This window comes from Paraburkholderia sp. MM5482-R2 (genome assembly GCF_050436125.1).
Classification (GTDB): Bacteria; Pseudomonadota; Gammaproteobacteria; order Burkholderiales; family Burkholderiaceae; genus Paraburkholderia; species Paraburkholderia tuberum.
In genome coordinates, this window is record NZ_JBNDLP010000001.1 from 531,717 (window position 1) to 552,929 (window position 21,213).

Annotated in this window: 19 protein-coding genes; 12 read left to right on the forward strand and 7 right to left on the reverse strand. The window is 59.4% G+C overall.

The window, feature by feature from the left end:
- Window positions 1–33 precede the first annotated feature (33 nt).
- Window positions 34–1,281 (forward strand): enolase C-terminal domain-like protein, encoded by a 1,248-nt coding sequence (locus tag OKW37_RS02455; protein ID WP_429401045.1) that lies wholly within the window; start codon window positions 34–36, stop codon window positions 1,279–1,281.
- 281 nt (window positions 1,282–1,562) lie between these two features.
- Here OKW37_RS02455 and OKW37_RS02460 read toward each other — a convergent pair whose 3' ends face one another.
- Together OKW37_RS02460 and OKW37_RS02465 are read right to left on the reverse strand one after the other, a co-directional pair.
- Entirely contained in the window at window positions 1,563–2,360 is a 798-nt protein-coding gene (locus tag OKW37_RS02460; protein WP_429401047.1) for an SDR family NAD(P)-dependent oxidoreductase, read from the reverse strand.
- A gap of 9 nt (window positions 2,361–2,369) precedes the next feature.
- Window positions 2,370–3,677 (reverse strand): MFS transporter, encoded by a 1,308-nt coding sequence (locus tag OKW37_RS02465; RefSeq protein WP_429401049.1) that lies wholly within the window; start codon window positions 3,675–3,677, stop codon window positions 2,370–2,372.
- Between the two features lie 150 nt (window positions 3,678–3,827).
- Between OKW37_RS02465 and OKW37_RS02470 the strand changes: the two genes are divergently transcribed.
- Window positions 3,828–4,688 carry an SDR family NAD(P)-dependent oxidoreductase gene (locus tag OKW37_RS02470; RefSeq protein WP_429401051.1) on the forward strand — a complete coding sequence of 287 codons (861 nt, stop codon included), beginning with the start codon at window positions 3,828–3,830 and terminating at the stop codon, window positions 4,686–4,688.
- On the opposite strand, the gene OKW37_RS02475 is transcribed toward OKW37_RS02470, so the two are convergent.
- Window positions 4,622–5,107, reverse strand: a complete 486-nt coding sequence (locus OKW37_RS02475; RefSeq protein ID WP_429401052.1) for a MarR family winged helix-turn-helix transcriptional regulator — start codon at window positions 5,105–5,107, stop codon at window positions 4,622–4,624. The genes OKW37_RS02470 and OKW37_RS02475 overlap by 67 nt on opposite strands.
- A 185-nt stretch (window positions 5,108–5,292) precedes the next feature.
- Between OKW37_RS02475 and OKW37_RS02480 the strand changes: the two genes are divergently transcribed.
- From OKW37_RS02480 to OKW37_RS02500, 5 genes are all read left to right on the forward strand, one after another.
- The gene (locus OKW37_RS02480; RefSeq protein ID WP_429401054.1) at window positions 5,293–6,168 is read left to right on the forward strand and encodes a cupin domain-containing protein; all 876 of its coding nucleotides are present in this window, start codon (window positions 5,293–5,295) and stop codon (window positions 6,166–6,168) included.
- A gap of 407 nt (window positions 6,169–6,575) precedes the next feature.
- Entirely contained in the window at window positions 6,576–6,779 is a 204-nt protein-coding gene (locus OKW37_RS02485) for a hypothetical protein (RefSeq protein ID WP_121323340.1), read from the forward strand.
- Window positions 6,780–6,944: 165 nt separating this feature from the next.
- Window positions 6,945–7,577 carry an alkyl hydroperoxide reductase gene (locus OKW37_RS02490; RefSeq protein ID WP_184056562.1) on the forward strand — a complete coding sequence of 211 codons (633 nt, stop codon included), beginning with the start codon at window positions 6,945–6,947 and terminating at the stop codon, window positions 7,575–7,577.
- 62 nt (window positions 7,578–7,639) lie between these two features.
- Window positions 7,640–8,266, forward strand: a complete 627-nt coding sequence (locus OKW37_RS02495; protein WP_429401056.1) for an NUDIX domain-containing protein — start codon at window positions 7,640–7,642, stop codon at window positions 8,264–8,266.
- A gap of 127 nt (window positions 8,267–8,393) precedes the next feature.
- Window positions 8,394–8,852 (forward strand): NUDIX domain-containing protein, encoded by a 459-nt coding sequence (locus OKW37_RS02500; protein ID WP_121323336.1) that lies wholly within the window; start codon window positions 8,394–8,396, stop codon window positions 8,850–8,852.
- 476 nt (window positions 8,853–9,328) lie between these two features.
- On the opposite strand, the gene OKW37_RS02505 is transcribed toward OKW37_RS02500, so the two are convergent.
- On the reverse strand, window positions 9,329–9,637 hold the full coding sequence (locus OKW37_RS02505) for an EthD family reductase (RefSeq protein WP_121323941.1): 309 nt from the start codon (window positions 9,635–9,637) through the stop codon (window positions 9,329–9,331).
- Window positions 9,638–10,387: 750 nt separating this feature from the next.
- Window positions 10,388–11,410, reverse strand: coding sequence for a hypothetical protein (locus tag OKW37_RS02510; RefSeq protein ID WP_429401059.1), 1,023 nt, complete (start codon window positions 11,408–11,410; stop codon window positions 10,388–10,390).
- Window positions 11,411–12,191: 781 nt separating this feature from the next.
- On the opposite strand from OKW37_RS02510, the gene OKW37_RS02515 reads away from it, so the two are divergent.
- Complete coding sequence (locus OKW37_RS02515; protein WP_280783377.1) at window positions 12,192–13,733, forward strand: trypsin-like peptidase domain-containing protein; 1,542 nt, start codon at window positions 12,192–12,194, stop codon at window positions 13,731–13,733.
- 745 nt (window positions 13,734–14,478) lie between these two features.
- Here the strand turns inward: OKW37_RS02515 and OKW37_RS02520 are convergent.
- Window positions 14,479–14,790 (reverse strand): DUF4148 domain-containing protein, encoded by a 312-nt coding sequence (locus tag OKW37_RS02520; protein ID WP_429401061.1) that lies wholly within the window; start codon window positions 14,788–14,790, stop codon window positions 14,479–14,481.
- Window positions 14,791–15,664: 874 nt separating this feature from the next.
- Here OKW37_RS02520 and OKW37_RS02525 point away from each other — a divergent pair.
- The 4 genes from OKW37_RS02525 (at window position 15,665) to OKW37_RS02540 (ending at window position 19,462) form a co-directional block, all read left to right on the forward strand.
- On the forward strand, window positions 15,665–16,537 hold the full coding sequence (locus OKW37_RS02525) for a hypothetical protein (RefSeq protein ID WP_429401063.1): 873 nt from the start codon (window positions 15,665–15,667) through the stop codon (window positions 16,535–16,537).
- 199 nt (window positions 16,538–16,736) lie between these two features.
- Window positions 16,737–17,219, forward strand: a complete 483-nt coding sequence (locus OKW37_RS02530; RefSeq protein ID WP_429401065.1) for a hypothetical protein — start codon at window positions 16,737–16,739, stop codon at window positions 17,217–17,219.
- 228 nt (window positions 17,220–17,447) lie between these two features.
- Window positions 17,448–18,614, forward strand: coding sequence for an IS30 family transposase (locus OKW37_RS02535; RefSeq protein ID WP_429401067.1), 1,167 nt, complete (start codon window positions 17,448–17,450; stop codon window positions 18,612–18,614).
- A gap of 101 nt (window positions 18,615–18,715) precedes the next feature.
- A complete protein-coding gene (locus tag OKW37_RS02540) occupies window positions 18,716–19,462 on the forward strand; it encodes a hypothetical protein (protein ID WP_429401069.1) in 747 nt (248 codons plus the stop codon).
- A gap of 608 nt (window positions 19,463–20,070) precedes the next feature.
- Here OKW37_RS02540 and OKW37_RS02545 read toward each other — a convergent pair.
- Window positions 20,071–20,424: a BON domain-containing protein gene (locus tag OKW37_RS02545; RefSeq protein WP_429401071.1), complete on the reverse strand. Its 354-nt coding sequence runs from the start codon at window positions 20,422–20,424 to the stop codon at window positions 20,071–20,073.
- Between the last annotated feature and the right edge of the window lie 789 nt (window positions 20,425–21,213).

Below are 21,213 nucleotides of genomic sequence, written 5' to 3' on the forward strand. Positions count from 1 at the left end.
CCACGACTCAACATTTGCAATGGCAGGAACAACATGGCAACGCTGATCACCGATGTAAAGGTCATCCTGACCGCGCCGGAAGGCATCAACCTGATCGTCGTCAAGGTGGAGACCAATCAGGCTGGACTGTATGGGCTCGGTTGCGCGACGTTTGCGTATCGGCATGTAGCGGTCAAATGTCTGGTCGAGGAGTATTTGCGACCGCTTCTGATCGGCAGGGACGCCGAGGCGATTGAGGAGCTGTGGCAACTGATGCACCAGAACGCGTACTGGCGCAACGGCCCCATCGAGAACAATGCGATCTCGGGCATCGACATGGCCTTATGGGACATCAAGGGCAAAATGGCGGGCATGCCGCTCTATCAACTCTTCGGCGGCAAGTGCAGGGAAGGGGTGCCCATCTATCGCCATGCGGACGGGCGTGATCTCAACGAGTTGTGCGAGAACATCCAGAAGTATCGGGAGCAGGGCATCACGCACATTCGCTGTCAAAGCGGCGGCTACGGCGGAGGCGGCTATGGCAAGGCGCCATTGGGCGCGCCGGCGCGCGCGCCTGAGGGCGTGTATCTCGACAGCAGGAAGTACATGCGCGAGACCCTCAAACTCTTCGACGGCATTCGCAGCAAGGTCGGCTTCGACGTCGAGTTGTGTCACGACGTGCATGAGCGGCTCAAACCTGTCGAAGCGATCCGCTTCGCGTGCGAGCTCGAGCAATACGAGCTGTTCTTCCTTGAAGATGCGATTGCGCTAGAAGAGGGCGAATGGATACGGCAACTGCGCACAAAGACGACGACACCTCTCGCTCAGGGCGAACTCTTCAACAACCCGTATGAATGGCGCTTCATGATCACTGAGCGCCTGATCGACTTTATACGCGTTCACCTGAGCCAGATCGGCGGGATTACTGCCGGACGCAAGCTGCAGATATTCGCCGAACAATTTGGCGTGAGGACAGCCTGGCATGGTCCGGGCGATATGTCGCCGATGGCTCACGCGGCGAACATTCATATCGATCTCGCTGCGCGCAATTTCGGGGTTCAGGAATGGTCGGGCACCGAGCCGCCCAACTTTGTCATCCAAGCCCTGAAGGGTCCGCGGGCGGCATTGCTGGACGTCTTCCCAGGCTTGCCCGAGTTCCGCAACGGGCACGTGTATGCGAACGACAAACCCGGTCTCGGAGTCGATATCGACGAAGCTGAAGCGACAAAGTACCCGTGTGAAAACACCGTGACGACCTGGACCCAAACCCGGTTGAAAGACGGCACCTTGCAGACGCCTTGATTGAGAGCAAGCGCCGGGCGTATTCGTTGTCTGAACGGCTTGGGCATGCTTTACGTCGCAAGCTGGCTATCCTTGGTGGCCTCGGATATACCGATAATGGGAAATCGTAGTAGGCATCGGGGCCACCGATACGGTTCGGGTCATTGGTCGACTTCCGGATTCGGCAGACATCGGCCAGGACCTGACATATGGTGAAGGCGGCCGAGTGGCCGCTTGCGCTCATATGAGAGACCGTCACCCGCTTTGCGATCAATGGTACCGATATGCCGCGGTTGTCGCTGCTAGATGTCGAGTATTCCCGCCGCTAGGAAGCCACCATCGACTGCTACGTTTTGACCCGTGATGTACGCCGCGCCTTCAGAACAGAGAAACGCGACGGTATCGGCAATTTCCGACGGCTCCCCGTAGCGACGCATCGGCACAGTCCGGTTGTAGGTTTCACGCGTTTCGGTTGAGTGATGGTCCCGGGTCATCGGCGTCTCAATCGGGCCTGGTGCGACGCTGTTCACCGTGATACACCCTTCAGCAAGTTCGATTGCCATCTGTCGTGTAAGCCCGATCAAGGCAGCCTTGGACGTTCCATATGCCGTTCGGCCGGCACTCGCGCGAACACCGCTGATTGACGCAATATTGACAATGCGACCCCAGTCGTGACGCAACATCAACCTGGCCGCGCGCTGCCCGCAGAGCATGGGTCCCGTCACGTTGATAGCGAGTACGCGCAGCCAGACATCCAGAGGGCACTCGAGGAACGATGACACACCGGCGATGCCGGCATTGTTGACCAGGACGTCGCACCGGCCGTGTTCCCGCTCAAGCGCGCTGAACGCGGCGTCAATCGACGATGCGTCGGAGACATCGAGACGCAGTGAAGACGCCTTGCCTCCGGCAACTTCAATGGAGGCTGCGAGATTCTGTGCTGCGTCTGCGTCGATATCAGCGATGACTACGGGGAAGCCATCCGACGCGAGTCGCTGCGAGATGGCAGCGCCTATTCCTGTCGCACCGCCAGTCACTATCGCGACGCGACTGGCAGAGGTGCGCGAATCATCCCGCGATTCTGGCGATTGATTGATCATCAACCATCCTTAAAGGGTTGACGGCCGGTCCACAAGCCGGGCAGGAACAAGGAAGACAAGAAGTACACCGACGAGCGCTGCCGCAGCGAGCGCGTACATGCCCGACGCAGTACTGCCGCTCGCGTCGGTGATCACCCCGACCAGAAAGGGCGCAACAAATCCCGACAGATTGCCGATCGACGTGATCAGCGCAAACCCTGTCGCGGCGGTGGCACCTTTAAGAAAAGCGGTCGGGAGATTCCAGAAGAGCGGAATGGTTGTCACGATGCCGGCCATGGCCGCGATCAACGCGCCAAAAGACCACATAGGCGTGGCGCGCAACAGCACGCTTAGTATCAGAAATACGGCTCCCAGCAGGCCCGCCAGCGCGAGATGCTTGCGGCGTTCGCCGGTACGGTCTGAATTCCAGGCAAGTGCCAGCATGGTCACAACCGCCGCTGCGTAAGGTAGAGCCGTCATCAGGCCGATCTGCCGGATGCCAACGAAACCGAGCGCCTTGATCAGCGTCGGCAACCAGAAGCTCACGCCATACAGCGCCGCTACGAACGCGAAATAGATCACACACAGCATCCAGACCCGCGGGTCGGACAGGCCTTTCGCAAAGCTGCCCGTGTGATGCGTCTGGCCTCCACCCACTTCCGCCTTGAGCGCGGCTTTTTCCGCAGTGTCCAGCCAGGCCGCCTCGTCAATGGTGTCGGGAACCAGCTTCCAGAAGGCGATGCCGCACAGGATGGCGGGCAATCCTTCGCACAGAAACATCCATTGCCAGCCGCGAAGCGGGAGGAGAGCCGGTGCGGAGGTCATCAGCCATGCGGATAGCGGGCTGCCGATCACGCCGGAAACCGGCAAAGCAGTCATGAAAACTGCAATCACGCGCCCCCGGGTACGGGCCGGAAACCATTGGCTGACGTAAAGCATGATGCCCGGTGCAAAGCCGGCTTCCGCCACGCCGAGGAAAAAGCGCAGGAAGTAGAAGGAGGTCGGACCGGTGACGAACATCGTGCAGGCCGACAGCACGCCCCACGACAGGAGAATCCGTGTGATCCACGCTTGGGCGCCGACTCGGTGCAGCAGCATGTTGCTCGGAATTTCGAACAGGCAGTACCCGATGAAAAAAATACCGGCACCGAGACCATACGCGGTATTCGACAGCCCGATATCGGGCGCCATCTGCAACTTGGCGAACGCGACATTGACCTTGTCGAGCTGATTAATGATCAGGCTGACCAGAATGACCGGGATCAGTCGCCAGAAAATCTTTGCATCGGTCGCGCGTCCCACTGTTGCGGGAAAGCTTGTCTCCAGGGTTCCACTCATCGTTGTTCTCCATTGACATCACCGATCGCATCGGCGTAATCTGTTATCAATTGATAATATATACCTTCCGCTCGACGCTACGCATGGTGATCGCGTCGGGACATTCCCTAACACTGCGGACGCCGCAGAGGCGGCTTTTAAGGAGGCGATGTGGACTTCAGCGGAAAGACAGTGGCGATAACAGGCGCCGCAAGCGGTATCGGGCTTGCAACGGCTCAAGCGGCAGCGAACCTCGGCGCGAGCGTGATCGCGCTGGACCGTGATATTCGCGCACTCGAAGGAATCCGCGAGGATTTTGCTGCAAAGGGATGGCCGATGACGGCGATTGAAGTCGACATTGGGAGCGAAGACTCGGTTCGCGAGGCGGTGGGGGGGCGCATGGAGTCCGTAACGAGCGTCGATCTGCTGGTCAATAGCGCGGGCATCGTCTCGAGGGGCATGTTCGAAACGACGACCGGTGAGGAGTGGCAGCGTGTGCTTTCGATCAATCTCTCAGGCAGCTTCTTTTGCCTGCAGCAGATGATTCCGCTTCTCAAGGCTGGTACGGGGCGCGCGGCAGTCAACGTTGCCTCACTGGCCGCAAAGCGGGTGTCATACACCGGAGGGGTCAGTTATACCGCGGCCAAAGCAGGCATGCTCGGGCTGACCCGACACGCTGCCTTTGAACTGGCAAGCGTTGGGATCCGCGTGAATGCGGTGTGTCCGGGCCCGGTGTTGACCGCGATGACACAACGAGTGCTTCCTGAAGAAGAGCGTAAAAAGGTGGCCGCAATGGTTCCGCTGGGCGACTGGCTTAGCCCCGATGATGTCGCTCAGGCAATCCTCTTTCTGGGCAGCCCGGCAGCCAGAATGATTACCGGCACGGCGCTCGATATCGACGGCGGGTTATCGCTGATTACAGGCGCGTCGTTCGAGTCGTACCAGCGTTCGCGTCAATATGGACATCAGGCACTGTTGCGCGCGTCACCGAACAGGACGCGCGACAGGCGGTCGACGTCCTCCGGCGTATAGGCCGTGCTCGCCATCAGCCGATCGAGCAGCCCGTTGAGAGCGACGGTTTCCACCGGGCTTAGATCGCGCATCGCAAACGCCTGCACCTCGAGCACGATCTTCATACCTGCCTCGTAGGCACTGTGGCCAGGCTTCGTCAGCGTATAGCGCGTGGCGCGGCCATCGGCAGGGTCGGGTACCGCAACGACGAGGTTGAGCTCGCGCAGCCGGAGCAGGCTTCGTCCCGTCTGAACTGGCGTCATGAGCATATCCCGGCCAATTTCAGTGGGAATGCTGCCGGGCGCGTCTGCCAGCTTGACCAGCACGCGCCAGTCGAGCACACGGATGTCGAGATGTCGCGTGAACAGTTCCTCGGCCATATCGAGGATCGATTCGGCAACCCGGCGAACACGATAGGCTGGGAGTTGTTTGAATTGCATAGCGATGGTGATGATGTCTCGGCGGAAATTTTAAGTGACCCGCGATCGCACCGGGAAAAAGATCCATTGACGCCGCGTGGTCGTTGCGACTATCTTATATCAAATGATAATAAATGCGGTAACTGAAATCGATCTGGCGTCGCTTCGCAAGGGTCAGCGACAGGTTCCGAAAACTGGAGACAATGATGAAGGTATCGACTGAACTGAGTGGTGGTCCGCGCGGTCAGCGTGAAGCTGGCGTGTATGTTTTCGATGTGTCGGAAGATTCGTGGCAAGGGGTTGGCAAAAGCGGCCTTGCGCAAAAGACCGTACGTCGCGATGACCGGACAGGACATTCGTTCGGGTTCATGTCGTTCGACACGTTAGCGCGAACTGGCGTGCATCAGCACCTCGGTACGGCATTCAGCTATTTTCTGTCGGGTGCGTTGACTGACTTCCAGGGTACGACCGGAGTTGGTGAACTCGGCGTGAACTTCGCGGGATCCACCCACGATGCTATTGCCTATTTGCCGACGCTTACCGTGGGACGCATGGAAGGACCCGTTGCATATGGTCCCGACGTCACGCATTCGCTGCATGCGGGCAATCGCCATACCGATTTCGAAAATGAATTTCCAGAACATCTTCCGGACCTGAGTATCAGGCTTGATGCAGTCCAGATCAGCGCGACACGAGTCGCCGGGCTGACGCGCCGACTCGTCTACGACTACGCGAACACACTCCATGTCCGTCGAATGACGCAACTGATGCTTTTGCCTGGAACGAAAATTCCTGCGCACCGGCTCAGTGCACTGGTCGACGCTTTTGTGCTTGCGGGCGATCTGTCCTTTGTTGCACAGGACGCCGTATCGACGGCAAAGGCTGGTGATTTTGTCGTCATGGAGCCTGGAACGCAGGTCACGTTTTCGTCGCGCTATGGTGCGAGCCTGCTGATCTGGGCGGATGGGCCGTCGATGTGGGAGGATGGCCCGGTCAGCCCCGAACTCTATGGCTTCACCTCGGCACACGGCGACCCGTTGCGCTTTGGCAACCGCGCGCCGGTTGACATGAGCGCGACGTGAGTGGATTGCGCGCACCTACTCATCCGATTTATTCGATGAGTGGCGAAATTCAGCAGAGGTCACTTTCGTCCTGTTGTGACCGTCTGTTGTCGCGGCGAAAGCTGCCGCCCAAAAGTGACGGGCGGTGGGCCGCTTGGGGTCGTTCCCAGCCTTTGATTGCGCCAAGCTCATCGCGGCGTCGGTAGCCAAATGCGTTCACGACCCAGATTCCTCACTCGCGATCGAAGCTGAGGCGATGCGAAGAATTTACGGAAATGGCCGGCGGCTGGCATCGTCACTTGTGTTGCTATAAGGCACAAAGCCGCTGCTCAACGTTCTCAGGAGCGGCCCCCTCAAGCAGGCGGAGCACAGTCGCACAGCGACGAAGCGCCTGGTGATGAGTCGTGAAGCACTGAGACCCATCAGATTTGTCGGCAGCGCACCTGGCGGCCCGGCGCGCACAGGTCGTGCGCAGTGCCCTGATTGCCGAAGGCGGAATCGCCGCTTCGCGCATCTTCGTCGCCGAGCTGCCCGAGACCGACCTTCCGATCTTCACCGGGCGCCCGGTCGACAGCCAGAGCAACCGCAGCGTGCAGCTCGTGCTGCTGGCGCTGCCGCAGCGCGGCCACTGAGGGAATATGTGCGATAGCGCAACAGAGAGCACTGACGTTCCGAGGGAGCATCACCCGGCAACCTCTTGATCCAAATGGCAGAAGGCGCTGCACGTTCCGTTCAGATTTCTTTCAGTTTCTGCACTTCTTCATCTAACCTTGTGAAGGTCGTTAGGGGATCGAGCCATGTTAAACACCAGTCTCAGGTCACAGCTGCAGACGTATCTGCGAAACATCCGTAGACCTGTCGAATTGATCGTGTCGCAGGACGGTAGTCAAAAATCGCCCGAGATGCTGACGATGTTGAACGAAATCGCGTCGTTGACAGATCTGGTGACGGTAATCGAGGAGCAGCAAGGCGAGGAACGCAAGCCATCATTTTCAATCGGGCAGGCGGGAGCAAAACCCGGCATTCGGTTTGCCGCCACTCCAACAGGGCCTGAATTTTCGTCCCTTGTCCTTGCAATACTCCAGGTGGGAGGACATCCCGTAATAGCCGACCGTACGACCATTGAACGGATTCGAACGCTAGAACGTGACTACTATTTCGAGACCTTCATTTCACTATCTTGCGGAAGCTGTGTGGACGTTGTGCAAGCGCTGAACATGATGACGGTGATCAATTCACGGATTCACAACATTACGATCGACGGAGGGCTTTTTCAAAGTGAGGTGTCGGCGCGTGATGTTAGCGTTGTGCCGACGATCTACATGAACGGCGAGTTATTCGGCGAGGGGCGCAGCAGCTTTGATGAACTCGGCGCGAGACTTCACGACATAGAAATGAGCATGAGAGCGGCACTGCGCGCGGCGTGCTAGCCGTAGCACCGACCTGCAGGTTACATCTGTCGCGGGTATCCCCGCTAATTCGCCCCCCGGGGATGCCGTTATCTGTAACGCTGAAAGTCCGCAACGCGTGGGCCTCAGCCGACCGCATCGGGGTGTACTCGGCCACTTTCGGCCGTTCGACGAGGCCGTTCAGATCCGCGACAATCGCCTCCGATGCCGAGGTTCGGTTTTCCATCGCAACGGTTCGACTTTCCTATGCGGGTGGCATTTTGAATGACGAGAGCTACATCGGTTGGTTGAGACAGAAGGTCGGTAATGGTTTGATACTGAGCCCGTCGGTTGGGGCCGTGATTCACGATCACGAGGGCAGACTTCTCTTGCAAGAGAAATCTTCGGATGAGGCTTGCAGTTTGCCAGCTGGGGGAATTGAACTGGGTGAAAGCCCCCAAGAAGCAATTGCCCGGGACGTGATGGAAGAGACCGGATACGCCATCCGCATTCATGGCATTCTCGGCGTCTTCGGCGGCCGAGCATTCCGGCACACGTATCCCAATGGCGATCAGGTTGAATACGTTGCGACGTTGTTTCAGTGCAAGATCACTGGCGGTTCCGGAATTCGTACCGACACCGAAACCAAGGACACCCGGTATTTCAAAAGGCACGAAATGCCCGAACTGGCATTACCGTATTCGATCGACGATTTGTTCCTCAAGTTCTAAAAGCTGATGGCAAGCCAGCTACGCGTGATCGGCAGCGCCGGCCATCGACGGCCGGTCGACATACGCCTCGGAATTGCCGACAATCGCCATCCGGAGCAAGATCAAACGCTGCCTAAACTACGGTTCCATGATCATCGACTTTGTCTGGCGTATGGCACTTCGCATCGGATATCCGCTTGCTCGTGTCTGGTGGCACCTTCGACGACCCAGCCATCAGGGGGCGCTTGTCGCAATCTATGTCGGGCAGTCGCTGTTGCTCGTGAAAGCATCGTACCGGACCGCGTGGAATCTTCCGGGAGGAAGTGTCCATCCCGGAGAGACGCCCGAGGCAGCCGCGCAGCGCGAAATGGAAGAGGAAATTGGTCTGTCGTCGTACACATTGCTCCCGGTGGGCAGCGTCTGCGGCGCCTGGGACGGACGACGAGACCGGGTGCATTTTTTCGAACTACACCTCGATCGCCTACCCAAGCTGCGGATCGATAATCGCGAGATTGTCGCCGCGCATCTGGCAACGCCGGAGGAATTGCATGGCTTCGGACTGACAGCGCCAGTGGCTGCGTATCTGAGCGGAGATCTTTGCCGTTAGATGTCGACCGGGCGGTATCCCGGCTGCCCGGGGTCAAGCTCCGCCGACTGCGAAGGGAAGCGGTTTATCTCGCCCACAATCGTGGGCATCCTGCATTTGACGTTGGTCCCAACGCCAGTGGCATATCGCGAGCGGGGGATGCTGGCGATCGCAGCGAAGGTGTCGAACGGCGCCCAAGCTTCCATCGAGTTTACTGCATCAACCATTGCCCAACTTTTGCGACCGGGTCTCGCCGGGCATCATACCGGGCCAGTAATGGTGTCATCGAACGGCCATTATGAGAACCCGTGAAGGAGCTGGTCGTTGCTACGTCGTCGGTGCTATCTCCCGGCTGGTTCTTGTTTGGCGTCAGCGACGGCAAGGCGGATTAGGCCGCCGCAATGCATGGCAGTAGTCCAGCCGGATAGCGACAAGCATATCCGGTGCTAGACGCATTGGCTGACATCGACGTATGCCACCGCGACACTGACCAGTGTTTAAACGTCTTTGGTGTCGAATACGAGAAGCTCGACACCGGCCTGTGCGAAATTGGTTAGATCGCTCGCTGTCGCTCGCCCTTCGGGTGAATTGAGTGCCTGTTGCAGGGAATCCACCGAATCAAAGCTCAGGATCGCTGCCAGGTAATACGGAGACTCGCCTTGCGGGGTCGCTACCGGCCCGGCACTAACTTCATAGCGCTGAAGCCCGGATATCGTCTTGGCAAGAGGCACATGATTCGAAAAGTAGTGCGCGTCGAATGCGTCCGGGTTTGACGGCGTTTTGTATAGTGCGACGAGCTTTGCCATGGTCATGTCTCCTTGAGCACCCGGCGAGATCGGTGCACGACAGAATGAGCGTCTCGCGCTCCAATCTGCCGACGGCCGGGATCATGCCAGACTGGTACGGGTTCGGGTATATAACTGTCCTACCTTGTTGAGATTTCAGCTTGAATTCTACGCTGGCTGTGAATTCGCATCGAAACCCGTCACGAGTCTTCGCATATTTGCCAGACGGCCCAAGGTCCCTTGAGGCCAGGGCCTGCACACAAGCGAGGATGACAATCACGGGTCCGCCGAAGTCGGTCGCGATAGGCAGCCCTCGGCCATCTACGGCCATTGGCCCGCGGTTTCACAAGGACATTCGCATGTCGGCTCCGCCTCCGACACCGGACGTTCGTGCGTGGATCATGTCCGGTGGCGTCGTCGGCCATTATAGGTAGTCCGTCCCGCCTTTCATCGATGGATAGATACTGTCAGACTGGGAGCGTTCTGCCAGTCTGACAGTGGCGGGACATGCACCCGTTTCGCGCTGCCAAACACGTTCCACTTTTCGGTTCAGGAAGAACCGTTCGGCAAACGCGTGGACGCTCCTATGTCAAGCGACTCCGATCGATGTCGCTCGCCGCTCGGGAACCTGGATGGTGCGCGACGGTTTAGGTCGTCGGTTCGACGAACGGGCACCGCGATGCTCGAGCGTTTGCCGCTTCGAGGGACGGATCTGCCTTGTTTGAGGACGCCGTCCGGCATCGCCGCGCCCTGAGCCCTGAGCCCCGGAGATCAGTAGGCGTTGAAAGCCACCGTGCGCCAGCCGATGGTCTGCACGCGTTGCGACAGGATGGGCGAGCTCACGTACTTGGCGTCGAAGAAGAAGTCGCCAAGGATGTCTTGAAGCGATTTCGTGATAGCCGCATTGATGCCGAGCCATTCGGTCTGGATGACGAGCCAATATCCCTCGAGTTCGGACGACGGGGCGTTCTTCTTCAATCGCTTGCGCGCCTCGTCGGGCACGCTGTCGTAGGCGACGTTCGCCCTTTTGCTAGCGAGCTCGCTCTTGCCGGCTGGCGTGAGCTTGCGGTTGGAGTGCTCGCGATAGGCCTGATCGCGGTAGATGGGCTTGTTGTTCCGCGTGGGGTCCTCGCCGATCTTCTCGAGTTCAGCGCGCAGCGAGGCCTTGGACTCGACGAGCCCGTTGAGCTTCTGCAAGCAGTTACGGATCTTCTCGGGCTGCCACGTGAGGCCAACGTCGTCGAAGAAGATGAGCATTCGCGCCACCTGGTGGCATATCGATACAAAGGCTGCGCAGGTGATGCCGCGGTTCTCGCTGAGCGGCGCGTTGTCGATCGCGCGCAGCGTCCATTTGAGCAGCCGCACGAGCGCCGGGAACTCGAACGGGATTTGGCCGAAGTCGGTCGTGCGCACCATGCCCGTGAAACGGCTCGCGTGCGGGCTCTCGACGAGGAGCTGCAAGCGCTGGAAGTCCGCCGACGAAGGGTAGTTGCCGTAGGGCGTGCGCTTGACGTTTTGCGCGAACATCTGCGCGATTTCGGCCGTGCGGGAGCGCAGCATGTTATCCGTCGGATGGGCGTGCAGGTATCCGCCGGCGCCCTTGTCATCCGCGTAGGTCGCGACGTCCGCGATCTCCAGCTGCTGCGCGCCCGCGTGAACGTAGCTCCGGCCGAGGCCGTGGCGCGGCTCGAGGAACACGGTGACGTGGATCGGCTGCCGGGTGGTGGGCGGGTAGCGCGTAAACACCAGGTCGCCCGTCACGAAAGTGTTGATGCTGTCCGTCAGCTTGCTCATGCTGCCCCCGCACTGCCTGAATAATGTGGTGGTCAGATAAAAGTGAAAAAACGATAGGTTTTTGAGTTGTAGTGGTCAAGTCATTTCGAACACGACGATAGATTTTTTGCTGCCATCTTCAGCTTGACATTCGCCGACCAGATTTGCGCTAAGTAAATTACCGCTCAGGCCGCCGAGTCACATGGCCGCCGACCCAACTGCCCTTACGACCGTTGCTCGTTCGAAGCGGCCGTTAAAGTCGTGTGGGGTCGAGCGGCAGAGACGGGTCGATCAGGGACATTTGAAACGCGCGCTCTCAGCGCCTTGTCATCGACAAAAGGCTACTGAGCATCAGCGGCGAGCGCGGGGCCGACCAGTCAGAAGCGGCCGGCGACGACGCGCTTACCTATGCGCAGGAACGGATCGTCGGCGCTTTTTGCACCGCCGCATGAAACGCCCCCGACGACAACCCTTTGACGCACGCCAGGATTTGTACTCGCTGCAATTTGCCCGCTGCTTCCCTATAAATAAAAGAGGACGAGCGAGCAAACCGTTTGCGTCCTGATGGCCCATTGCTGGCAAACATGCTGCAGCCGAATCTCAAGTCGACTTTGATCCATCGAAGATCATGTATCGGGTCGATCGCATCCCTGCGCGCGAGCGCACTGGAACGCTCGGCGCTATCACACGCGCGAAATAATTTCTTCACAGTGCAAGGCACCATGGGAGGTGCGCTGTGTTTGACCTGACCAAATCGACCCACTCAACTCTGTCTCGCATCTGGTTTTACACCGCCGTAACAATGGCATGTCTGACCGGTTGTTCCTGCGCGGACGCAGCCGCAGTCGCCACTTCTCCGGCAGCTGCTTCCGCGGTTGCTCCTGCATCAGCGCCACCTTCGGCGCCCGCCACCGCGCCAGCGAGGGAAAAGAGCGCTGCAACCGCCAGCACGGCCGCACCAATCGACTTTCCGGCGGTCGTCGAGCGCTATGGGCCAGCGGTTGTGAATATCCGCGTGACAGTGCCGGTGAATGCGCCCGCGAGCGCGACGCCTGCTTTCGGTCCCAGTGCCGAAGCGGTCGACGGTGACGACCCCATCTTCGCGTTCTTCAAGCAGGCCTTGCCACAATCGCCAGACGGCCAGGGCGCTACGCCGCGCGCGATGTCGGGCGTCGGATCGGGCTTCATCGTGAGCCCGAACGGTCTCATTCTGACGACGGCGCATGTCGTCGATCAGTCGGGTGACGTGACTGTGCGTCTGACCGACCGGCGCGAGTTCAAGGCAAAAATCGTGGCCGTCGACACGCAAAGTGACATCGCCGTGATCCAGATCGACGCGACGAAGCTGCCTACCGTCAAGCTCGGCGATTCGGCGCGCGTGCGCGTCGGCGAGCAGGTGCTGACGATCGGTTCGCCAGACAGCTATCAGAACACGGTCACGGCGGGCATCGTCAGCGCGACGTCGCGCACGCTCGCCGATGGCAGCACCTTTCCGTTCTTCCAGACGGACGTGTCGCTGAACCCCGACAACTCGGGCGGTCCCGTGTTCAACCGCGCGGGCGAAGTGGTCGGCATCGACGTCCAGGTGTATGCCGATAGCGATCGCCTGCAGAGCCTGACGTTCGCAATCCCGATCAATATGGCGAACAAGGTGCGCTCGCAGTTGCAGGCTGAGCAAGCCCAGCAGGGCCAGCTAAGCGCGCAAGACAATGCGCGCAGCAATCTGGGCATTCAGGTAGAGGACGTCGATACGAATCTGGCGAGCGCGTTCGGCCTGCCGCGCGCGGCGGGCGCGCTGGTGACGTCGGTCGACCCGGGCAGTTCGGCGGCGGCGAGCAATCTGAAAACGGGCGACGTGATCGTGCAACTCGCCGACAAGCCTATCGACCACGCGGCCGATCTAACCGGACAGAACCCGGCGTTGCAGACCGGAACGAAAGTCCCGCTGAAGCTGATCCGCGATCACAAGCCGATGACGGTGATGGTGAATATCGGGCCAGCGTCGCAACAGGCGAACGCAGGTGCGGGCGGGGTTGCAGGCCCAAGCTCTGACGCAGGCTCGCGGCAGTTTCACGCGCTCGATCATCTTGGCCTCACGATGCATTCTTTGACCGACCAGGAACGGCACAGCATGGACCTTCCTCAAGGCCTGATGGTCGATGACGTGTCGGGGACAGCGGCCGCTGCCGGCATCAAGCCGGGCGATGTCGTGCTGTCGTTGAACGGCACGCTGGTCGCGTCGCAGGATGAGCTGGCGTCGCTCGCGGCAAAGGCTGGCAAGAAGGCAGCGTTGCTGATCCAGCGCAATCACGCACGAAGCTTCGTCACGGTCGACCTCAAATAAAAACCGGAGTGCGAGAGCGGCTAATCGATACACGATTCCCGCCTCGCATGCCGACGCGGTGAACACATGTCGCTAACGCCCCGGGTGAGGGACGATCACGACGGATCGCAGACCGGGCATATTCGCACAGCGTGTGTCAACCCTCTGCATAGTGGCCGCTGTGCTTCGAAAACGCTCATTTGGTACCGGGCATGGGGGCCGACCGACTCGGGTCGTGACGGCTCATTCACCGGCTGGGAGAGCTGCCATTCGTCGACGCCGGTTTGTGAATGTCCGCAAAGCAAGGTGCGGCCGCCGCAGGGCTCCTAATCGCCGCCCGTCGGCTATGGCCGATGACTTGTCCTTGAGTGACGGCACGCAATGACCGTTCCGCTCTGATACCCGTCCTTGGAAACGCCACGGCTCGACCGGCAGCAAAGGGTCGGGTGCCGCCGATCGAAGCCGGCAGTTTTCAGCCCCCTCGCCGAAGTGCTGTCGGACCGGGCTCGGCCATAAGCGGTCTTCCGAATGTGCCGTTGCAAGGTACGAAAAGGCTGTCAATGCTGATCTGGTGGCGCGAACTGGGCGATGTCAGTAACGCGGGCTAGTGGAGTGAAAAAACCGCAGCGCCCATGTACTTTCGTTGAAAGGGAGACCCGTGGGGCGATCTGCAGGCCACGCTCCAAGGTATCGGCGCTGCGCTGCAACGCGACGCGCGGTTGCTGCGCGCTAACTCGGAGGAGGACCATAGTGGCTCCGGGGCTTCTCACCTGGGTTGAGACGGCTTGCACTCCGTTTCGAACCAATGGTCGACCCGGCGCTGCGCCGCGTGTAGATCCGCTGGGTAGTTTGGGTCGTCGTGCCATGGTGATGGGTTGTAGCCCGCTTTGCTGAGAGCCGAAATCTCGCTTCGGTGTTGTGACCTCGTCCGAGGCGCGTTGCTTTTAGTCGCGGCCAGGTCATGGCACTCGGTTGGGGTCAGGTGCGGCCCGCTGTGTGGTACTCCGGCGGCGGCATAGCCAGTCAGAAGGAGCCCCAACGCAGCAAGCGTCGAGCAGCTTTTCGTGGGCTTTTCCATAGCGCATCTCCATGCGTCCGATTGGCGCAACGCAGCGGCGCGATGCCGCCGGTCGCGCGTAACTTCCTCGCCTATTTTGCCTTAGTCCAGTCACCGGAAAAAGTGCACTGTACAAAGGGAAGAAAGTCAGGCGCCAGCGCCTCGAATGACCATCGCATTTTCGATAAGAGAAATACGCCCACCGGATGCCGGACGTCCGAGAAGCGTCGCGTTTCTGCCGACCGCGTCGGACAGCGGTCGGAGGAGATGGGTCGAGAACGTGGTCTTCGCTGATCGAAAAGCTGCGGGCTGACTGCTCGTCCTAGGCATCGTCAGCAATCCGCAGCATTGCTGACGCATAACCCGGACAGGCCCAATGTCGGTCATGGGTCGAATTCTGTCCGACGCGGCCGGCTCGACGACGCCCCCGTCGCCCCGTCACGCATCGAGCGGTAGTCGGCCAGCATCAGCCATCCGCAGACCCGATCGATCAAACGTTCGCACGTCGGCTTGGCTTCAGAAACAGCCGTTGAAGTAATGCATGTATTGATAACTTTAATGCGGGCCTCGGAAACCGCCGCGCCATCCGGGAGCGTCCTTGCGGGAAGTGCCGGAGTGGCGCAGGATCCCCACTGGCAGCGCTAACCTCGGTTGCGCTACGCCGCCTGTATCGGTAGAAAAGAACATTAGCAGTCGACGGCGACGATGCGCTCAGCTCCTCGGTGTTGGCGCGAGTGGACCTCTTTGGCTAGGTGCACACTGCCCATGACGGCCGCGATATGGTGCCCTCGCGCCCGGTCTTGAGTTCAGTCTACGTCGCATTGTGGCAGTCCCTTCGGTTGAGATACACGCATGTTACTTACTTTCGGTGAAACAAGCGCAACAGGTGAGAAAAATGGGGGGCAATCATAAACGCCACGGCGAGCGCAGATTCGCGGAACGGCTGCTGGCGATCCGCCGCTTTCGAAAAGAAGCGCAACGAGGGAAAAAGTCATTCGTCATCGCCGTGAGGTTGATAAAAGCCCTCGATGCTTTGTTTCGCCATCCCGCGACGCTTCTCATCGCGGGCTTCGTTCTCACGGCCATTGTCGGGACAAGCATTCAACAGCGCCAGCAAGACGCTGACAAGCAGCGCGACGAGGTCGTCGTCGCGCGGGCGGCGATTGCGCGTGTTCAGCAAGCGCTATCCGAAGTGGAGTCGAGAGGACATCTTCTATCCGTCCGACGCCACACCGCGGAAGCTGCAGATTTGATGGACAGCTTCGATGAGGCCTTGATCGCGGCCAACGCCGCGTTGCTTTCACAAAGTCCTGTTTTCGAGAGAACGATTAATACCCCTCATTTGATGCAGCCGCTTTCAGGGAATACTTACGAACTGAGCGAATTTCTTATGACGGCCGGCGACCCAGTGCCCAGTATGCTGAAAGCCGACTACTCGCCCGCTGAAGACCGTCTTACGCGCTATCTGCACACTGTCACGCGTTGCGTCGGCGGATTCGTGACCTCAGCCGATTACGCCCTTAACTTTGTTCCGAAAGAGCGCTTCGATCAGTTCATTTATATGGCCTTCGGTTCTGACCTACATTTCGAAAAACCTGGGAGGGAACTGGATCCCTTGGTGAAGTGTCCGGTATTGGTGTCGCCCTATGAGCGCGCGCTCGTTGGGCGAGACTTTGGAGATCCTCAACTCACTTCTGAATTTGAGAAAATGCAGAAGGATATGGAACATCTGACCCAGAGTCCGAAGCGCCCCGAAAGCCGTCGTTGAGTTGCGAAGAGCGCGTACGGCAGCAAAGGGTCGTCTACGGTCTCCGAACCGTGTTAAGGCGGAACGCCGAAACGGATGTGAAAATCCCTTGCGGGTGCCACGGCGCGTCCGATACTGAAAGTGCTTTGCGGGTGCCCGCTACCGAAGTTAGTGGCAAAGTCATCGGCAAGGTGAACGGACTACGCAATGGAGGCTGACTATGAACCAGTCAAGTTCCGCTCAAAGGCGGGAGAAAATATCCTACGAGGTGTCAGGCGAAAATTCGAAATACACGCTGCTTCACCTGCTGGACGTTGAAGACATACCGGGGCATTCGCTCGCACTCTATGAACTGCATCGCACCTTTCCCAAGGGCGCGTTGATGTTTGCTGGCGTAAGCGTCACGGAGCAATGGATGCGCGGCACCGTTGACACCATCGATGGCAACGGCACCGTCATCGGCTATGGGTTTTACAACCTGGAAGACGGCGACAAGATTTTCGGCAAGTTTGACGGGATCTCACAGTCTGCAACCGGCCAGTCCGCCGATGTCCGCACCGTCATAGGAAGCACGGTGCTCACTGGCGGCACGGGGAAGCTGCGTGGCATTTGCGGCATCCTTCACTTTGTGACCAACACGGACGTCTCACAGAACCTAAATGAGAGTAAATGCGAGGGCGAGTACTGGATGCAAAAAGGCTAGTCCGGGCCTCACGGTGCCTTGCACGCGGCCCAGCGCAAAGCTCACTGATCAGAAGCCTCCGCTGAAGCTCAAGGAAATCTGGGCGATCTGCGAAAAGCTGAAGGCGGATACGACCTCGCGATGTTCAGTTCAATCTACGGGAGGGTCACTACCTGAAATACGCCGTGGCGCGTTCAACCGGTCGTTGCAACACCTTCTGGTCTAATGTCGGCCCAAGAGGAAAAGTAAGTGAATCAAAAACGAAGATGCGGGCTATCACCTGCACAAAAGACGTTGTTGTGGCAGAGATGGAAAGATGGTGAGTCGTTAAGCGACATCGGCCGCTCGCTCGGCAAGCATGCGGCGTCGATTCATGCGATCGTGCGACCGCATGGCGGCATCATGCCAATGATAAAGAAGCGATCGGCCCGAGTGCTGACGCTTGCCGAGAGAGAAGAAATCTCGCGTGGCATCCATGCAGACGTTTCAATCCGTCAGATCGCAGCGAGCCTGGGCCGGTCACCGTCGACGATCAGTCGTGAAGTAGCCCGCCATGGCGGGCTGAACAAATACAGGGCAGCGCTGGCTGACGCAAGCGCCTGGCATAGGGCCAGGCGACCGAAACCCTGCCGTCTTGCCGTGAACGCTAAACTGCGTCGGCTAGTCGCCAGAAAGCTGCAACTGAAATGGGCGCCACAGCAGATCGCCGGCTGGTTGAAGCAGCAGTATCCCGATGATGAAACAATGCAGGTCTCACACGAAACGATTTACCGCAGTCTCTTCATTCAGGCCCGTGGAGTGCTGAAAGCGGAACTGATGAAGCATCTGCGCACGCGTCGGATGATGCGACGTTCGAAGAAAGCGTCAGCAAAGGGACAACCGCGCGGACAGATCATTGATGCGGTATCAATCCGCGAACGGCCTGCCGAAGCCGAAGACCGGGCTGTTCCGGGGCACTGGGAAGGCGACTTGCTGAGCGGCTCGAACAATACACACATTGCGACCCTGGTAGAGCGTCATTCGCGCTTCACCATCTTCGTGAAGGTAAAGGGCAAGGACACGGAAAGTGTCGTATCCGCGCTGAGCAAACAGGTTCGCAAGCTGCCTGCGGAACTCCGCCGATCGGTCACATGGGACCGGGGCATGGAACTCGCACAGCACAAGCAATTCACAGTCGCGACCGACGTGCAGGTCTACTTCTGCGATCCCCAAAGCCCGTGGCAGCGTGGCACGAACGAGAATACCAACGGACTGCTCCGGCAGTACTTCCCCAAAGGCACCAGTTTGGCCGGCTACTCGCAAGGCGATCTGAACAAGATCGCCTTGCAGTTGAATCAACGACCCAGAAAGACGTTGGGTTTCATGACCCCTGCAGATAAACTAAACGCCAGCATGGGTGTTGCAATCACCGGTTGAACCCGTCGTTACCAATTTATAACGTGCAACATGGAACCTGACATAAGCTGAATGGAAAGTGTGAGGCGCATGTCGCCGCGCGAATAACGAGGGAGCATGTCATGAACCCGCTCGATGCAACGTTGCGCGCCGGCAGCGCCGTTGCAGTTCTTGCGTTGTCCGGCGCGCTGTCTGGTTGTTACTACGTACCGTACGGCTACTATCCGGGCTACGGGTATTACCCGGGCTATCCTGCTACCTATTCCACTGCCTATCCGAATGGCTATCCCGCCGTGCCGACGGCGGCCACGCAGCATGGCGTGCCCGTCGCGCCCGGGGACCCGTCGCAGCAGGCTCCGGCGCCAGAGGACTTCAACATGCCCGACGGCACGTCGCCCGACGGGCCGCCATCGACGTACGATTTCGCCCCCGCGCCCGCCTATGGCGCGCCGGCGTACTATCCAATCGCCTATCCACCGGCCTACCCCTACCCGTATCCATACCCGTACTACGGGTACTGGCCGGGCTACTACTGGTGGCCGTCGGTGTCGTTCGCCTTCTGGGGCGGGTGTTGCGGCGGTTACAGCCACTACCACTATGGCCATCACACCTACTGGGCCGCTCACGGCTACTCGGGCCATGGGTACTATGGACACGGCTACTACAGCCACGCTTACTCGGGAAATGGACAGGGTGCGTGGAGCGGCAGTCACGCCAGTTGGGGAGGTGGTAGCTACGGCAGCAGCGCTTCGGGCGCCGGTCACGCGAACTGGGGCGGCGGTGGCGGCTGGGGTGGCGGCGGCGGTGGCGGTGGCGGCTGGGGCGGCGGCCGTTACTGGGGTGGCGGCGGCCACGGCCGATCGCATTGAACCGGGCGTGCGGCGCACCGCGCGACGGGTATCGCGCGCGGCGAATGGCCGGAGCTGGGACGGCGAACGCAATCCTTCCCCCCATCGAGTCGGAATTCGCGAGGGCTCAGCACCCTGACCACGAAGACTGGCCTTACCGACCTAGTCATGCTCGTAGCACGGGTTGTTCGGCCCCTGCTTTTCAAGTACTGTTAATCTTCGAGGAGACACCGCCATGCCTAACGACATTCTTCTCGTCAACGTACGCGGCTACATCGTCTACGCCGACCCTGATGCTGGCCGAAGACGACAACTATCTCGCGTTCCTTCGCACCCACGCCAACATTTCTAAATCCAACCCGAGGCCGGATAAGCTGCGCAAGGAACATTCGAACTGGACTTGAACGACCGAGTATCAAGTCGTCAAGTGCCTTTCGCGCTCTTGGAACAACGTTTCATCGGTACATCGCGCGCACCGAATCCTTCAGATACTTCAGGTCCGAGCGTTCGTGGCCCACGCACCAGGAGAGATAGTCCACCGGCACGGTGAACATCTTGTCCTGCGAGAGCGTCGGCTCCTCTTTTCACGGCTGAAAACGGCCAGTACTTCCCGGCGCCGCCTCGAAGCGTCAATAGCCTTTCGTATAGAGCGTCAGATGGTTACTCACCGACGTTACACCCGGCACGCCCTTCGCCACTTCCGCGGCCTGCTGGATCTGAGGACCGTCCGACACGCCGCCGGATAATGTCACGACACCGCCGCGCGCCTTGACGAATACGTTCGACACGTTGAAGTTGGGCGCTTTCGACAACGCCTTGCGTACATCCCGAGCCAGCTTCTTGTCCGCTGGCGTCGCCTTGCCTGAACTTGCAGCCGGACTCGAGCCCATCGGCATAGCGTTGCTGGCTTGCGCGTAGACGTTCGACGTCAACGTCACGCATCCCACGACGACGAGCAGATTCACGACGTTCCATGCTTTCATGATTGCCTCTCTCGTTCGGCCTGGCAGATGGTGAGTCAAAGATAGCCAACATTCCGCTTCTAACAAAGCTGCTTGCACGATTAAGGAAAAGCCCGGATCCAGACGCGCGCCCGCTGGCAGGCCGATCATCGGGCGAGTTTGCGAATGAGCAGCCGCAGTATCGTTGGCGAGGCTTCACCGCAGATCCGAACGCGTGACGCATTGGAAGCCACCTCACCACGTGCACGACCAGCATGCTGAAAGGTTACGCCTCAACGCGCTGCACGGAGGCGCCCGACTCCAGTACACATGGCAAGGAACGCTGAACGCCTCAACTGGCGCGTGTTTGCGCTCCAGCTAGCGCCCGTGTGGTTATGACGCTCGTAGTCTTTGTATCGGACGTTGAAGCTGAGTACTTCGAGGCAGGCCGTCAAAGCTCTCCTTTTGACCGTCGCGCGCGGCTCGTGTGGCGCATAGACATCCGCGTGAACGGCCGCTGTACTTTGGAAGTTGCTGTTGCGGTCTTTCCACGTCGAAGGGCAGAAGTGGCTCGCGTGCCGTTGATCGACGTCGGACAAAGATCGGCCAATTGTTGCCGTTCGCAAAAGATATAAAGCCGCCATTCCAACGGCCGATTCACCTCGGTGGAGCGGTCCTTTCGAACAAGCCCAGGATCGACGCGATGGGCCAAATCCGGAAAATGGCCACCCCACCTCTTTTTATCAGCTCGTCGGCGGGCACGAGTAGACTGGTCAATTGGGGGAATGTTTCGATATGATGCCTTGCTGCCTGCGCACGGTGCATGACAAT

What these genes read in the sequence shown, in the direction of transcription:
- OKW37_RS02540 (WP_429401069.1), top strand. Translation starts at nt 18,716, where the DNA reads ATGAACCCGCTCGATGCAACGTTGCGCGCCGGCAGCGCCGTTGCAGTT.
- OKW37_RS02475 (WP_429401052.1), bottom strand. Translation starts at nt 5,107, where the DNA reads ATGCAATTCAAACAACTCCCAGCCTATCGTGTTCGCCGGGTTGCCGAA.
- OKW37_RS02525 (WP_429401063.1), top strand. Translation starts at nt 15,665, where the DNA reads ATGGGGGGCAATCATAAACGCCACGGCGAGCGCAGATTCGCGGAACGG.
- OKW37_RS02530 (WP_429401065.1), top strand. Translation starts at nt 16,737, where the DNA reads ATGAACCAGTCAAGTTCCGCTCAAAGGCGGGAGAAAATATCCTACGAG.
- OKW37_RS02545 (WP_429401071.1), bottom strand. Translation starts at nt 20,424, where the DNA reads ATGAAAGCATGGAACGTCGTGAATCTGCTCGTCGTCGTGGGATGCGTG.
- OKW37_RS02460 (WP_429401047.1), bottom strand. Translation starts at nt 2,360, where the DNA reads ATGATCAATCAATCGCCAGAATCGCGGGATGATTCGCGCACCTCTGCC.
- OKW37_RS02465 (WP_429401049.1), bottom strand. Translation starts at nt 3,677, where the DNA reads ATGAGTGGAACCCTGGAGACAAGCTTTCCCGCAACAGTGGGACGCGCG.
- OKW37_RS02455 (WP_429401045.1), top strand. Translation starts at nt 34, where the DNA reads ATGGCAACGCTGATCACCGATGTAAAGGTCATCCTGACCGCGCCGGAA.
- OKW37_RS02515 (WP_280783377.1), top strand. Translation starts at nt 12,192, where the DNA reads ATGGCATGTCTGACCGGTTGTTCCTGCGCGGACGCAGCCGCAGTCGCC.
- OKW37_RS02510 (WP_429401059.1), bottom strand. Translation starts at nt 11,410, where the DNA reads ATGAGCAAGCTGACGGACAGCATCAACACTTTCGTGACGGGCGACCTG.
- OKW37_RS02490 (WP_184056562.1), top strand. Translation starts at nt 6,945, where the DNA reads ATGTTAAACACCAGTCTCAGGTCACAGCTGCAGACGTATCTGCGAAAC.
- OKW37_RS02520 (WP_429401061.1), bottom strand. Translation starts at nt 14,790, where the DNA reads ATGGAAAAGCCCACGAAAAGCTGCTCGACGCTTGCTGCGTTGGGGCTC.
- OKW37_RS02495 (WP_429401056.1), top strand. Translation starts at nt 7,640, where the DNA reads ATGCCGTTATCTGTAACGCTGAAAGTCCGCAACGCGTGGGCCTCAGCC.
- OKW37_RS02480 (WP_429401054.1), top strand. Translation starts at nt 5,293, where the DNA reads ATGAAGGTATCGACTGAACTGAGTGGTGGTCCGCGCGGTCAGCGTGAA.
- OKW37_RS02500 (WP_121323336.1), top strand. Translation starts at nt 8,394, where the DNA reads ATGATCATCGACTTTGTCTGGCGTATGGCACTTCGCATCGGATATCCG.
- OKW37_RS02505 (WP_121323941.1), bottom strand. Translation starts at nt 9,637, where the DNA reads ATGGCAAAGCTCGTCGCACTATACAAAACGCCGTCAAACCCGGACGCA.